This is a genomic window from Streptomyces sp. MP131-18, assembly GCF_001984575.1.
Classification (GTDB): Bacteria; Actinomycetota; Actinomycetes; order Streptomycetales; family Streptomycetaceae; genus Streptomyces; species Streptomyces johnsoniae.
In genome coordinates, this window is the sequence record NZ_LZNS01000001.1 from 7,800,129 (window position 1) to 7,813,280 (window position 13,152).

Consider the following 13,152-nt stretch of genomic DNA (forward strand, 5'->3'; position numbering starts at 1 on the left):
TGGGCCTTTTCGCTCAGCCCACCAGCCGCAGCACGGGCCGCAGCCCGTCCGGCCGCTCCGGCGCCGGCAGGTGCGAGACCAGGTGCACGGCGCAGCCGAGCGCCGCGGCGCCGGCGTCGGCGACCGGATCGTCCCCGACCATCAGCGCGTGCTGGGGGGCGAGGCCGAGCCGGTCGCACGCCATGCGGAACAGCCGGGTGTCGGGCTTCTGGATGCCGTGCTCGAAGGACAGCACAAACGTGTCGATCCACTTCTCCAGGCCGTGCGCGCGGAAGACGGGACGCACGTCCCAGCCGATATTGCTGACCACGGCGATCGCCACCCCCCGCTCCGACAGCTCGCCCAGCACCTCCGCGGCGTCCGGGTACGGATGCCACGCCGCGGGCTCCCAGTGCCGCTCGTACAGCGCCTCGTACAGCTCGGGCCGCGGCAGCGGCACCTGGCGGGCCAGCCCGGTGTACAGGGCGCGGTGCCTGCTCGCGTCGCGGTCCCGCTCGCGCCACAGCTCCGCCAGCCCGGGCGGGACCGAACGCGGCGACGCGCCGCCCGGCAGAGCCCCGGCGGCCTCCAGCTCGGCGGCCTTCCGCCGCAGCTCGTCCGCGCCGAAGGAGGTGCCCGTGCGTTCGGCCGCCGCTCCCAGCCAGGAGACCGCCGGCTCGATCCTCATGAGCGTTCCGGAAAAGTCGAAAAGCACACCCGTGATCGCCATGGCACGATCCTGCCCGCGCGTCCGGGAGGCTGCCAGCCCGCCTCAGCCGCCCAGTGCGGTGAGCCCGGGTGCGAAGGCGATCAGCAGCGGAACGGCAGGCACCAGCGTCGCCGCGGCCGTCAGGCGCAGCCGGCGGGACACGGGCAGCCGCTGCGCGGGCGTCAGCAGCCGGTGCACCCGCTGCGGCACGTGCGCGTGGTGCGGACCGCGTGCGAACGCGCCGCGGTCCTCGTTGAGCCCGACCAGCGCCAGCGCGGTCGTCAGCCGGCCGAAGCGGCGGGAGGCGACGTCGTCCGCGGCCAGCTCGACCAGCCGGTGCACCTGGTGCCGGAACGCGGCGAACACCGGGACCCGCGGAAATCCGTTGGCCAGGGCGCCGGAACAGTGCAGCAGCCAGTGGTGCCGCGCCCTGACATGCCCCTGCTCGTGGGCGAGAACGGCGTCGAGCTGCCGCCGGTTCAGCCGCCGCAGCGCGCCCGTGGTGATCACCAGGCGCGAGGCGGGGCCGTCGAGCAGCCAGGCGTCGGGGCGGTCGTCCTCCAGCACGATCAGCCGGTCCGAGGCGTCTGCCGCCTCCCACGGCAGCCGCGGCGAGCGCGTCAGCAGCTCGGCGCGGCGGCGCCTGCGCTCGGCACGGGCCCTGCGCACCTCGCGGGTGAGCATCACGGCCGTCCACGCCCCGCCGCAGGCGAGCAGCACGGCCACCGCCGCGGCCCAGCGCTGGCCGTCCGGCTGCAACGCGTACGCGTCGACGACGTGACTCGGAGCGGGCGCGAAGACCTGGCCGCGCACGCCGTGCCAGGCCGCGGCCCCGGAAAGGGCCATCGCCAGCACGCAGCACAGCAGCACGGCGGCCACCACGCACTGCCAGACCCACAGCGCGAGCACCGGCTCCCGGTCCGGCCATGACCCACGGGCCAGCACGCGCGGCGCCGTCGCCGCGGTGAGGCCGCCCAGCACGAGCAGTGTCATGGCGATCACCATGGCACCAGCCTAGAACGCCCCGCACGGCGCGCGGGAACCGGGCACCTGTTCCCGTGACGCACGCCTCACAGCGTGGCGAGCATCGCCAGCATCCCCAGCGCGAGCGTCAGCCGGCAGGCGGCGGCGACCTCGGGCGCGCGCCGCGGGTGGCCGGTCCCGTGGCCTGCGGCGACGCCCCCCGGGCCGCCGCTGCCCGCCGCGGCGGGCAGCAGCCGCGGCCCGGTGCGCAGTGCGTACAGCGCGAAGTACACCAGGAGCGCCGCCGTCACGGCGGGCACGCCGCCCGGTCCGTGCCCGGCGTGCGCCGGGGTGTCCGCGGCCATGGCCACCGCCATGTAGACCATGGCCAGCCCTTCCAGTACGTGGTGCCCCTGGTGGGCGGTCCCGGCCGCGAGGAGTACCGCCGCCCATACGGCCGCCGCCCCGAAAAGAACGGCGAACGCGGCGGGCGGCAGGTGCGGTGCCCCGGCCGCGGGAGTGGCCATCAGCGCCATGCCGAGCCCCATCACCGCCTCCACCGCCGCCGCCTGCCTGACCCGCGAAGGGCCGCCGCGGACGCCCAGCAGGCAGTACCCGCCCGTGCCGCCGCACAGGGCGGCGAGCAGCCAGCCCACCAGCTCGGGTCCGTGCATCGGCCGCTCCTCCGCGCGTGTCCGCGGGAAGGCTGCCCGGCGGGTGCGGGCGGTACGGGAGCGCACGGGGGCACGGGGAGCGCGGCGTACGATGCACCGCGTGGGGATGACTGCCGAACTGAGCTTCCGTACCGCGGCCGAGGCCGATGTGCCCGCCGTGGTGACGCTGGTGGAGTCCGCGTACCGCGGCGAGCGGAGCCGGGCGGGCTGGACCACGGAGGCCGACCTGCTGGACGGCCGCCGCACCGGGCCGGACGAGGTCGAAGCCGCACTCGCCGACCCGGCGGGGCGGCTGCTCCTGGCCGAGCGTGACGGTGAGCTGGTGGCCTGCTGCCGCCTGGTCCGTGAGGCCGGGCGGGCGGGCGAGCCCGCCGCGCACTTCGGGATGTTCGCGGTCAGGCCCGACCTCCAGGCGGCGGGAGTCGGCCGGCTGATGCTGGCGGAGGCGGAACGGGTCGTCCGCGAGGAGTGGGGCGCGCGGCGACTGGAAATGCAGGTGCTCACTCCGCGGACCAGCCTGATCGCCTGGTACGAGCGCCGCGGCTACGTGCGCACCGGCCGGACGGTCCCGTTCCCCTACGGCGACGAACGTTTCGGCGTGCCCCGCATGGCGGGCCTCGCGTTCGAGGTACTGGTCAAGCGGCTGCCCTGACGGCCCGCACGATCCCGGGCTCGTCGGTCACCACGCCGTCGAGCCCCAGCTCCCGGGCGCGGGCCAGCTCGGCGGCGGTGTTGACCGTCCAGCTGATCACGCTCAGCCCGGCGGCACGCGCACGCCCGACCACGTCGGCGTCCAGCGCGGGCAGTTCGCAGGAGATCATCCCGGCGTCCAGCGCCGCCGCCCGCTCCGGCGCGGTCGCGGTGGTCTCACCGGTGACGAGGGCGAGGGGGATGCCGGGGAGCAGGCGGCGGGTCTCGCGCAGCGCGTCGTCGTGGAAGGAGATCACGGTGACGCGGCCGTGCAGCCGCCGTTCCTCGACGACGCCGGCCAGGACCCGCGCCGCCGCCGGGTCCTTGATCTCGGCCTGAAGGGGCGCGCCCACCGCGTGCGCCACCTCGGCGAACAGCGGAATCCGCTCGCCCAGGCCCGCGTCGAGGCCGCGCAGCTCGGCCGTCGTAAGGTCGCCGACGGCCCCGGAGCCGTCCGTGGTCCGGTCGACCTCGGCGTCGTGGATGACCACCAGGTCGCCGTCCTTGCTCAGGTGCAGGTCGAGCTCGATGACGTCGAGGCCGGCCCGGTCCGCCCGGCGGAACGACCGCAGGGTGTTCTCCGGCTCCACGCCCATCAGCCCGCGGTGTCCGACGGTCAGCAGCGGCATGCGGCAACCCTAGGCGCCCCCGGTGGCCGTGCGCTGAACGGCGTCCGGCGCCGCGGCGTACGCAGTTCCCCACGAACGACCGGTTGAACGGACGATCTGCTCCGGATACCGTGGTCCTACGGAAAATCTACTGTGGAGGGCGGGCCATGACGGAAACTTTGGCGTCCATCACCCCGGATGGCGGCGGTTCGACGACCGCCCGCGTGATCGACCACCCCGCGTGGCCCGAGCTGAAACGCGCCGTGGAGGCCGTGCGCCCGGCGCAGTCCAAGGACGGCTCGATCGACTTCGAGGCCGAGGGCGCCCCGAGCCGGGCCGCGGTGACACGCGAGATCGAGCACGCCGTCTCGGCCGTGCAGCGGCTGGCCCCGCTGCTGCCCCACGACGCGGCGTACCACCACGCCCTCGTCGCCGACCTGCGCCGCTGGGCCGCGGACGGCTTCGGCGTGCCCGACTTCCTCGACTCGCTGCTGGCCTTCCGGCCCAGCGCCGCGCGCACCGACGGGCGCCAGCACCTCGTCGTCTTCCCCATGTACACGCAGAACGGCAACCCGGACCGCAACCTGGAGGCCGTCGTGCTGCGCGTGGTGTGGCCGGACTGGCTCGCCGAGCTGGAGCGCACCCGCTTCGACAATCCGATGTTCCTCGGCATCACCTTCGAGGACTTCACTCCCGGGTACGACACCAACTCCGCCGTCCTGTTCCCCGAGACCATCGCGGTGCGCAAGGCCCCCGAGCGCTTCTCCTGGGGCGCCATCTTCTGCGACCGCGAGGCCGCCCGCTTCCGCCGCGTCGTCGGCGCCGCCTGCGGGACCACCGGCCTCGACCTGCCCGAGGAGGCAGGCGGCCTGCTCACCGATCAGCAGCGCTGCCAGCAGACGTTCGTGCTGTGGGACATGATCCACGACCGCACGCACAGCCACGGCGACCTGCCGTTCGACCCGTTCATGATCAAGCAGCGCCAGCCGTTCTGGATGTACGGCCTCGAGGAGCTGCGCTGCGACCTCACCGCCTTCCACGAGGCCGGCCGGCTCGCCGCCGACGGGTACGCCCAGGGGCGCGACGTGCAGTACGCGGTGCTGCTCGACCGCCTCTTCCGGTTCCCCGTCACCGGCCCGCGCAACCGCAACTACGACGGCCTCGGCGGCCAGTTGCTCTTCGCCTACCTCCACCGGCACGATGCCCTGCGCTGGACGGACAACCGGCTGAGCATCGACTGGGAGCGCGCCCGGGAGATCACCGCCCGGCTGCGCGAGGACATCGAGGTCCTCTACCGCAAGGGCATCGACCGCCCCAAGATCGTGCACTGGCTCAAGGCGTACGAGCTGGTGTCCGCCTACCTCGCACCGCACCCGGGCTCGCGGTGGGCCAAAGGCCCCGACGCCCTCGACCTCACGCTGCCGCCCCGCAAGCTCGTTGACGACGTGCTGCCGGACGAGTTTCCGCTCAGCCTCTTCTACGAGGCGCTGGCCAGGAAGCTCAGGACGGTGATCGAATCGACCCGCGGCATCACCGCCGGAGACGATCCGGCGGCCAGGGCGGCGTGATCGACGCGCCCATCGAGGGGCATGATGGACGAGAAGAGGAGGCGACCAGGATGACCACGAGCACTCCCGACCCGGCCCGCGGCCCCCTGGCGGGCGCGGTCGTCGCGGTGGCCGGCGCCGGTGGGCCCGCGGGGCGGGCCACGCTGCTGCGCCTGGCGCAGGAGGGCGCCACCGTCGTGGCGGCCGACGCGGACGCCGAGCGCCTGGCCGAGGGCGTGGACGCGGCCCGCTTCGCGCACGGCGGCGCCACCGTCACCGGCGACACCGTCGACCTGCTCGACCCGGCGGCGGCGCGCGCCTGGGCGGACAGGACCGAGAAGGAACACGGCCGCATCGACGGCCTGGTCCACCTCGTCGGCGGGTGGCGCGGCTCGGCGTCCTTCGCCGAGACCGACCTCGCCGACTGGCAGCTGCTGCACGACCTTCTCCTGCGCACCGTGCAGCACACCTCGCTGGCGTTCGAGGGTCCGCTGGGCCGCAGCGGCAACGGCCGTTACGTCCTGATCAGCGCGGCGGGCGCCAGCCGCCCGACCGCGGGCAACGCCGCCTACGCCGCGGCCAAGGCAGCCGCGGAGGCGTGGACCCTCGCCCTCGCCGACGGCTTCCGCAGAGGCGCGGCAGGCGAGACCCTCACCGCGGCGGCCACCGTCGTCGTCGTCAAGGCCCTGGTGACCGACGCGATGCGCGACCGGAAACCGGGCGCCGCGTTCGCGGGCTACACCGACGTCCGCGAGCTGGCCGAGACCATCTGCGGCCTGTGGAGCAGGCCCCCGGAGGAAGTGAACGGAACCCGCCTGTGGCTCACCCAGAAGCCGTGACGACCGACGCACGGCGCCACCACGACCCGGCCGTCCGCAGTTTCGCCAGCGACAACTACGCGGGCGTCCACCCCGAGATCCTGGCCGCTCTCGCGCTGGCCAACGGCGGCCACCAGCCCGCCTACGGAGCCGACGACTACACGGCCCACCTCCAGGACGTCTTCCGCGCCCACTTCGGCCCGCGCGCCGAGGCGTTCCCCGTCTTCAACGGCACCGGCGCCAACGTCGTCGCCCTGACGGCACTCACCGACCGGTGGGGTGCCGTCATCACCACCACGACGGCCCACATACACGTCGACGAGTGCGGCGCCCCCGAGCGGGTCGGCGGCCTGAAGCTGCTGCCGGTCCCCGCGCCGGACGGCAAGCTCACCCCCGAGCTGGTCGCGCGCGAGGCGTTCGGCTGGGACGACGAGCACCGCGCCATGCCGCAGGTGGTCTCGCTGACCCAGAGCACCGAGCTGGGGACCCTGTACACCCCCGAGGAGATCCGCGCCGTCAGCGACTTCGCGCACGAGCGCGGCATGGCCGTCCACCTCGACGGCGCCCGCATCGCCAATGCCGCCGCGGCCCTCGGCCTGCCGATGAGCGCCTTCACCACGGACGCGGGCGTGGACGTGGTGTCCTTCGGCGGCACGAAGAACGGGATGATGTTCGGCGAGGCCGTCCTCGTCCTGCGGCCCGAGGCCGTGCGCGCGATGCACCACGTGCGGAAGCTGTCCATGCAGCTGACGTCCAAGATGCGGTTCGTCTCCGCCCAGTTCGAGGCGCTGCTCGCCGGCGATCTGTGGCTGCGCTCCGCCCGGCACGCCAACACCATGGCCGCGCGGCTGGCCGCCGGGGCCCGCGAGGTGCCGGGGGTGACCGTTCTGCACCCGGTCGATGCCAACGGCGTCTTCGCCCGCCTGCCGCACGACGTGAGCGAGCGGCTGCGCAAGCGGCACCGCTTCTACTTCTGGGACGAGGCGGCCGGCGACGTGCGGTGGATGTGCTCGTTCGACACGACCGAGGAGGACGTCGACGCCTTCGTCGACGCGCTCCGCGAGGAGATGGCACGCTGACGCAGCCCGGCGGGGCCCGCCCCGCCGGGCCCGGCTACGGCGTCTTGGGCGTGGGCGGTGCGGGCGCGGTGCCGCCCAGGTGCGCCGGCAGCCACCAGGAGTCCTCGGGGCCCTTGGGCTTGGCCGGGTAGGCCTGCTGCGCGGCCTCGAGCAGCTCCTGCACGCGCTCGCGCAGCCGCTCGGTCACCGAGGCCGCCGACTCCGCCGGGTCGGCCTCCATCGGCGCGCCGATACGAATGGTGATCGGCAGGTGGCTGCGGCTGAAGTCCCGCTTGCGGCCCTTGGTCCACAGCCGCTGCGTGCCCCACAGCGCCACCGGAAGCAGCGGCACCCCGGCCTGCTGCGCCATGCGCGCCGCACCTGACTTGAACTTCTTCAGCGTGAACGACGGGGAGATCGTCGCCTCGGGGAAAACACCGACGATCTCGCCCGAGCGCAGCGACTTCAACGCGTGATCGAAGGCGTGCTCGCCCTGCGCCCGGTCCACCGGAATGTGCTTCATGGCCCGCATCAGCGGCCCCGAGACCCGGTGCCGGAAAACGGACTCCTTGGCCATGAAGCGCACCAGCCGCTTCGCCGGCCGCGCCGCGAACCCGGCGAAGACGAAGTCGAGATAGCCGATGTGGTTGCTGACGAGCACGGCACCGCCGCGCCGCGGCACATGCTCGCTGCCGGCGATGTCGAAGCGCAGATCGAGCGCCTTGAACATCGTCCGCGCAGCGGCAATGACCGGCGGGTAAACAAGCTCTGCCATGCGGGGGACCCTTCTTCCGAGCGGTGGGAACCTACGCCTCCGTAACTTCCGACGTCGCCCGATGGTGCCCCAAAGCGGCCACGAGCGCCAGCCCGGTGCCCCGGCCGCGGGAGATGTCCCCACTCCTGCGCCGCGGAATGAATACCTGCGCCGCGGTGCTTTCGGACCATCGGGAACGGCGGCGGACGCGGCACGGAGGCAGTACATGGACGGGCAGGGCACCGGGCGGCGGCTCACCGCGGCGGAACTGGGCGCCGGGAGTCTCGGCCGGCGGGCGACGCTGGTGCAGTTCTCCACCGCGTTCTGCCGGCCCTGCCGCGCCACCCGGCAGGTGCTCGCCGAGGTGGCCGGGATGGTCGAGGGCGTGGCGCACGTGGAGATCGACGCGGAGTCCCGCCTCGCACTGGTGCGGGAGCTGGGCATCAGTGCCACCCCCACCGTTCTGGTGCTGGATGCCGCGGGCCGCGAGGTGCGCAGGGCGGCGGGGCAGCCGCGGAAGGCGGACGTCATCGCGGCGCTCGGCCTCGCGGTCGGGAACGATGACCGGGGCGGCGGCGCCTGACCGATCGGGACTGACACGGTGTCTGATCTGACAATACGCACGTAGGCAACGTCACAGTGGGACATTCTTGCGTGCGGGGGATACCCTGGATGTACTGACGAGTAACAATCCGGGTGATCTTCCCGTACCCGTGTGCGGACCGACATGCAGTAGGAGAGAGCCGGCGTGAGCTTGAAGATCGTTGTCTGTGTGAAGTACGTGCCCGACGCCACCGGCGACAGGCGCTTCGCCGAGGACCTGACCACCGACCGGGAGGCAGTGGACGGCCTGCTGTCCGAGCTGGACGAGTACGCGGTCGAGCAGGCCCTGCGCATCGCGGAGGACGCCGACGACGCCGAGGTCACCGTCGTCACCGTCGGCCCCGAGGACGCGAACGACGCGCTGCGGAAGGCCCTGTCCATGGGCGCGGACAAGGCCGTGCACGTCGAGGACGACGACCTGCACGGCACCGACGTGATGGGCACCTCGCTCGTGCTCGCCAAGGCCATCGAACACACCGGCTACGACCTGGTCATCTGCGGTATGGCCTCGACCGACGGCAGTATGGGCGTGCTCCCAGCCCTGCTGGCCGAGCGGCTCGGCGCCGCCCAGGTCACGCTGCTGTCCGAGGTGTCCCTCGCCGACGGCAGGGTCACCGGCAGGCGCGACGGCGACGCCGCGACGGAGCGGCTCGAAGCGGCCCTGCCCGCGGTGGTCTCCGTCACCGACCAGTCGGGGGAGGCCCGTTACCCCTCGTTCAAGGGGATCATGGCCGCCAAGAAGAAGCCGGTGGAGAGCCTGGACTTGGAAGACCTCGGGATCGAGGCCGAGGAGGTCGGCCTGGCCGGGGCGAGGACCGAGGTCACCTCCGCGACCGAACGCCCGGCCCGCACGGCCGGCGAGGTCGTCACCGACGAGGGCGAGGGCGGCAAGCTGCTCGCGGCCTTCCTCGCGGAGCGCAAGTTCATCTGACGGGCCAGGCAGGCCCGCACCCGACAAGCCCACCCGTCCGCACGTCCTGCTGGAGAACGATCCCATGGCCGAAGTTCTTGTCTACGTCGACCACCTGGAAGGCGACGTCCGCAAGCCCACCCTGGAGCTGCTGACCCTGGCCCGCCGCGTCGGCGACCCCGTCGCCGTCCACCTCGGCCCCGGCGCCGGCAACGCCGCCGGAGTGCTCGCCGAGCACGGCGCGGTGCGGGTACTGGCCGCGGACGCCCCGGAGTTCGCCGACTACCTCGTCGTGCCCAAGGTGGACGCCCTGGCCGCGGCGGCCGCGGCGGTTTCGCCCGCGGCCGTGCTGATCCCCTCCTCCGCCGAGGGCAAGGAGATCGCCGCCCGCCTCGCCCTGCGCCTCGGCTCCGGCCTCATCACCGACGCCGTGGACCTGGAAGCGGGGGATGACGGTCCCCTCGCACACCAGTCGGTCTTCGCCGCGGCGTTCACGACGACGTCGCGCGTCACCCAGGGCACGCCCGTCATCACCGTGAAGCCCAACTCCGCGGCCCCCGAGGCCGCGCCCGCCGCCGGCACCGTGGAGGAGCTGGCTGTGTCCTTCGGCGAGGCGGCCACCGCCACCAGGGTCGTCGAGCGCAGCCCGCGCGAGTCCACCGGGCGGCCCGACCTCACGGAGGCCGCCATCGTGGTCTCCGGTGGCCGCGGCGTGAACGGCTCGGAGAACTTCGCGCTCATCGAGGCGCTCGCCGACTCCCTCGGCGCCGCCGTCGGCGCCTCCAGGGCCGCCGTCGACGCGGGCTGGTACCCGCACTCCCACCAGGTCGGCCAGACGGGAAAGACCGTTTCGCCGCAGCTGTACGTGGCCGCCGGTATCTCGGGCGCGATCCAGCACCGCGCCGGCATGCAGACCTCGAAGACCATCGTGGCCATCAACAAGGACAACGAGGCCCCGATCTTCGAGCTGGCCGACTACGGCGTGGTCGGCGACCTGTTCGACATCGTCCCGGCGCTCACCGACGAGGTGCAGGCCCGCAAGGGCTGATCCGCGCCGCCGCCCGCCGCCCTCGCCGTCAGGTGACCGCGGCGGGCGCCGTGCCGCGCGGGCGGCCCGTCCACCGTCGTCGCTTCGTGCGCGCCATGGGCACGGCGCGCCCCGCCTGTGCCTCCGCCCGGCTCGACCGCCTGCGGTCGGCCTCGTGCCCCGCGATCGCCGGCGGCGGGCCGCTTCCGTTGTCCTCGGTCAGCATGCCGAACGCGAGCCCGACGAGCAGTTGCTGGTACTCCACGACAGTCCTCCACATCACTCACAGCACGGGATTTCCGCTGGTCACCAGCCTGCGGCAGTTATATGACGCCGCCTTTGCCCGCCGGTCAAGCCCCCGTGGCGATGAGGCGGCGCACCGTGAACGCCGGATGACGCCCGCCCCGTTGTGTTTCGTCGCGCGGCCGGATAGCGTCGCGGACGAGCAGAATTCAACGAAATGTTGAATCGGGTTGATCCTCACCGGGCGGAGGACGCATGAGCGGGCAGGACGCGGTGGCCACCAGCCTGACGGCCGCCGTACGCGCGGACGTCGACGCCTCACTCGCCGCCGTCGACGCCGACCTCGCGCGCCGCTACCCCGGCGAGCCGGCCGAACGTCAGCCGGTCCACACCGTGTACGTGCCCGCCGACCGGTTCACCGCGGACACCGTGCCCGCCCTCGGCGCGGCGGCCCGCGCACTCCTCGCCGAACACGCCCCCGACGCCGACGCGTTCGCCGCCGCGCTCGGCATGCCCCGCGCCCACGCCGCCCCCGTGTACGACCGGGTGCTCGCCAAGCTCGCCCGGGAGCCAGTCGAGGACCTGCGGATCGACTTCGAGGACGGCTACGGCCCGCGGCCGGACGCCGAGGAGGACGCCGACGCGGCCCGCGCCGCCCGCCTGCTCGCGCGCGCCCACGCCGAGGGCGCGGCCCCGCCGTTCGCGGGCCTGCGCATGAAGTGCCTGGAGGCCGCCGTCCGAACGCGCGGCATCCGCACGCTGGACGTGTTCCTCACCACGCTGCTCGACGCCGGTGCCCTCCCGCCCGGTCTGCGGATCACCCTGCCCAAGACCGGCTACGCCCAGCAGGTCGCGGCGATGGCGCGGCTGTGCGAGGAGTTCGAGAAGGCCGGAGGCCTGCCGCCGGGGCGGCTCACGTTCGAGATCCAGGTCGAGACCACCCAGGCCGTCCTCGGCGCCGACGGCCGCGCCACCGTCGCCCGCATGATCGACGCCGGGGACGGGCGGGTCCGCGCGCTGCACTACGGCACCTTCGACTACAGCGCGGCCTGCCAGGTCGGTGCCGCGCACCAGGCCCCGGACCACCCGGTGGCCGACCACGCCAAGGCGGTCATGCAGGCCGCCGCCGCGGGGCGCGGCGTCCAGCTCTCCGACGGCTCGACCAACGTGCTGCCTGTCGGGTCCACCCAGCAGGTCCACCGCGCCTGGCGGCTCCACCACGGCCTCGTCCGCCGTGCCCTGGCCCGCGCCTACTACCAGGGCTGGGACATGCACCCCGGCCACCTGCCGACCCGCTACGCGGCCGTCTACGCCTACTACCGGGAGGGCCTGCCGGATGCCGCGGACCGCCTCGCCACCTACCTGGCGGGCACCGGAGAAGGAGACGCCGACGTGCTGGACGAGCCCGCCACCGCCCGCGCGCTGGGCGCATTCCTGCTGCGCGGACTCGACTGCGGCGCCCTCGACGCCGCCGAGGTCACCGCGCTCGCCGGCGTCGGACGCGCCCGCCTCGCCGGGCTGGCGGGCCGTCGCACCGCGTAGCCAGGCGAAACCGGACTGGACAACCCAGGCCACCACGGATCAGGCTTCCTCTCCATGACCACTGATCTTGTCGCCGCCGTGGACATCGGCGGCACCAAAATCGCCGGCGCCCTCGTGGACGCCGACGGCGAACTCCTCCACCGCGTTCAGTGCCCCACCCCGGCCAAGGACCCGGCGGAAGGCGTCCTGCGCGCCCTGACCGACGTGGTGGCGGCGCTGCGGGAGCACGCCGCGTGGGAGCGCGTCGGCGCCGTGGGCATCGGCAGCGCGGGCCCGGTCGACGCCCGCACCGGCACGGTCAGCCCGGTCAACATCCCCGGCTGGCGGGACTTCCCGCTCGTCGAGGGCGTGCGCAAGACGGCGGGCGACCTGCCCGTCACCCTGGTCGGCGACGGCGCGGCCATCGCCGCGGGCGAGCACTGGCGCGGCGCAGCCCGCGGCCGGCGGAACGCGCTGTGCATGGTGGTCTCCACCGGTGTCGGCGGCGGCCTGATCCTCGACGGCCGGCTGCGGCCAGGACCCACCGGCAACGCGGGGCACATCGGCCATATCAGCGTCGACTTCAACGGTGACCTCTGTCCGTGCGGCGGACGCGGCTGCGTGGAGCGCATCGCCAGCGGCACCAACATCGCCCGCTACGCGCTCGCCGCCGGCTGGCGCCCGGACCGGCCGGGCGGCGACGCCACCGCGGCGGGCGTCGCGCGGGCCGCCGCGCAGGGCGACCCGGTGGCCCTTGAGGCGTTCGAACGCTCGGCGCACGCCCTCGCCGCGGGCATCGCGGCCACCGCGACCCTGGTCGAGCTGGAGACCGTGGTGGTCGGCGGGGGAGTGAGCCAGTCGGGCGAGGTGCTCTTCGGCCCGCTGCGCCGCGCGCTCGGCGAGTACGCGGCGCTGCCGTTCGTGCGGAACATCGAGGTGGTACCCGCCCAGCTCGGCACGGACGCGGGCCTGGTCGGCGCCGCCGCGGCCTGCTGGAGCGAGGTCGGCACGTTTTTGGCACGGGGTGCAGCGGGCAACTGACTCAAGG

The 13,152-nt window shown here is 74.0% G+C and carries 15 protein-coding genes; 9 read left to right on the forward strand and 6 right to left on the reverse strand.

Annotated elements, in window-relative coordinates; genetic code table 11:
• Nucleotides 1-13 precede the first annotated feature (13 nt).
• The 3 genes from STBA_RS34615 to STBA_RS34625 all read right to left on the reverse strand — a co-directional run bounded on the left by STBA_RS34615 (nt 14) and on the right by STBA_RS34625 (nt 2,325).
• Entirely contained in the window at nt 14-709 is a 696-nt protein-coding gene (locus tag STBA_RS34615; protein ID WP_077062940.1) for an HAD-IA family hydrolase, read from the reverse strand.
• A 42-nt stretch (nt 710-751) separates the two neighbouring features.
• Entirely contained in the window at nt 752-1,693 is a 942-nt protein-coding gene (locus STBA_RS34620; RefSeq protein WP_077062941.1) for a M56 family metallopeptidase, read from the reverse strand.
• 65 nt (nt 1,694-1,758) lie between these two features.
• A complete protein-coding gene (locus STBA_RS34625; protein ID WP_077062942.1) occupies nt 1,759-2,325 on the reverse strand; it encodes a DUF5134 domain-containing protein in 567 nt (188 codons plus the stop codon).
• 106 nt (nt 2,326-2,431) lie between these two features.
• Here STBA_RS34625 and STBA_RS34630 point away from each other — a divergent pair, with 106 nt between their 5' ends.
• A complete protein-coding gene (locus tag STBA_RS34630; RefSeq protein WP_107485300.1) occupies nt 2,432-2,977 on the forward strand; it encodes a GNAT family N-acetyltransferase in 546 nt (181 codons plus the stop codon).
• Here STBA_RS34630 and STBA_RS34635 read toward each other — a convergent pair.
• Complete coding sequence (locus STBA_RS34635) at nt 2,961-3,644, reverse strand: glycerophosphodiester phosphodiesterase family protein (protein WP_077062944.1); 684 nt, start codon at nt 3,642-3,644, stop codon at nt 2,961-2,963. The two genes, STBA_RS34630 and STBA_RS34635, sit on opposite strands and share 17 nt — an antisense overlap.
• 146 nt (nt 3,645-3,790) lie before the next feature.
• Here STBA_RS34635 and STBA_RS34640 point away from each other — a divergent pair, with 146 nt between their 5' ends.
• The 3 genes from STBA_RS34640 to STBA_RS34650 are packed head-to-tail and all read left to right on the forward strand — an operon-like array spanning nt 3,791 to nt 7,067.
• Nucleotides 3,791-5,191 (forward strand): DUF6421 family protein, encoded by a 1,401-nt coding sequence (locus STBA_RS34640; protein ID WP_077062945.1) that lies wholly within the window; start codon nt 3,791-3,793, stop codon nt 5,189-5,191.
• A 50-nt stretch (nt 5,192-5,241) separates the two neighbouring features.
• Complete coding sequence (locus STBA_RS34645; protein WP_079252320.1) at nt 5,242-6,009, forward strand: SDR family NAD(P)-dependent oxidoreductase; 768 nt, start codon at nt 5,242-5,244, stop codon at nt 6,007-6,009.
• Nucleotides 6,006-7,067, forward strand: coding sequence for a low specificity L-threonine aldolase (locus STBA_RS34650; RefSeq protein WP_171987848.1), 1,062 nt, complete (start codon nt 6,006-6,008; stop codon nt 7,065-7,067). The genes STBA_RS34645 and STBA_RS34650 overlap by 4 nt, the downstream gene beginning before the upstream one ends.
• Before the next feature lie 34 nt (nt 7,068-7,101).
• On the opposite strand, the gene STBA_RS34655 is transcribed toward STBA_RS34650, so the two are convergent.
• Nucleotides 7,102-7,821, reverse strand: a complete 720-nt coding sequence (locus STBA_RS34655; RefSeq protein WP_077062948.1) for a lysophospholipid acyltransferase family protein — start codon at nt 7,819-7,821, stop codon at nt 7,102-7,104.
• A 205-nt stretch (nt 7,822-8,026) separates the two neighbouring features.
• Between STBA_RS34655 and STBA_RS34660 the strand changes: the two genes are divergently transcribed.
• The 3 genes from STBA_RS34660 to STBA_RS34670 all read left to right on the forward strand — a co-directional run bounded on the left by STBA_RS34660 (nt 8,027) and on the right by STBA_RS34670 (nt 10,361).
• On the forward strand, nt 8,027-8,383 hold the full coding sequence (locus STBA_RS34660; protein WP_077062949.1) for a thioredoxin family protein: 357 nt from the start codon (nt 8,027-8,029) through the stop codon (nt 8,381-8,383).
• 165 nt (nt 8,384-8,548) lie between these two features.
• Nucleotides 8,549-9,334: an electron transfer flavoprotein subunit beta/FixA family protein gene (locus tag STBA_RS34665; RefSeq protein ID WP_077062950.1), complete on the forward strand. Its 786-nt coding sequence runs from the start codon at nt 8,549-8,551 to the stop codon at nt 9,332-9,334.
• A 64-nt stretch (nt 9,335-9,398) separates the two neighbouring features.
• A complete protein-coding gene (locus tag STBA_RS34670; RefSeq protein ID WP_077062951.1) occupies nt 9,399-10,361 on the forward strand; it encodes an electron transfer flavoprotein subunit alpha/FixB family protein in 963 nt (320 codons plus the stop codon).
• 28 nt (nt 10,362-10,389) lie between these two features.
• Here the strand turns inward: STBA_RS34670 and STBA_RS34675 are convergent, their stop codons facing one another.
• Nucleotides 10,390-10,605: a hypothetical protein gene (locus STBA_RS34675; RefSeq protein ID WP_077062952.1), complete on the reverse strand. Its 216-nt coding sequence runs from the start codon at nt 10,603-10,605 to the stop codon at nt 10,390-10,392.
• Nucleotides 10,606-10,838: 233 nt separating this feature from the next.
• On the opposite strand from STBA_RS34675, the gene STBA_RS34680 reads away from it, so the two are divergent.
• Complete coding sequence (locus STBA_RS34680; protein ID WP_077062953.1) at nt 10,839-12,125, forward strand: aldolase/citrate lyase family protein; 1,287 nt, start codon at nt 10,839-10,841, stop codon at nt 12,123-12,125.
• Nucleotides 12,126-12,179: 54 nt separating this feature from the next.
• Entirely contained in the window at nt 12,180-13,145 is a 966-nt protein-coding gene (locus STBA_RS34685; protein ID WP_077062954.1) for an ROK family protein, read from the forward strand.
• Nucleotides 13,146-13,152 lie beyond the last annotated feature (7 nt).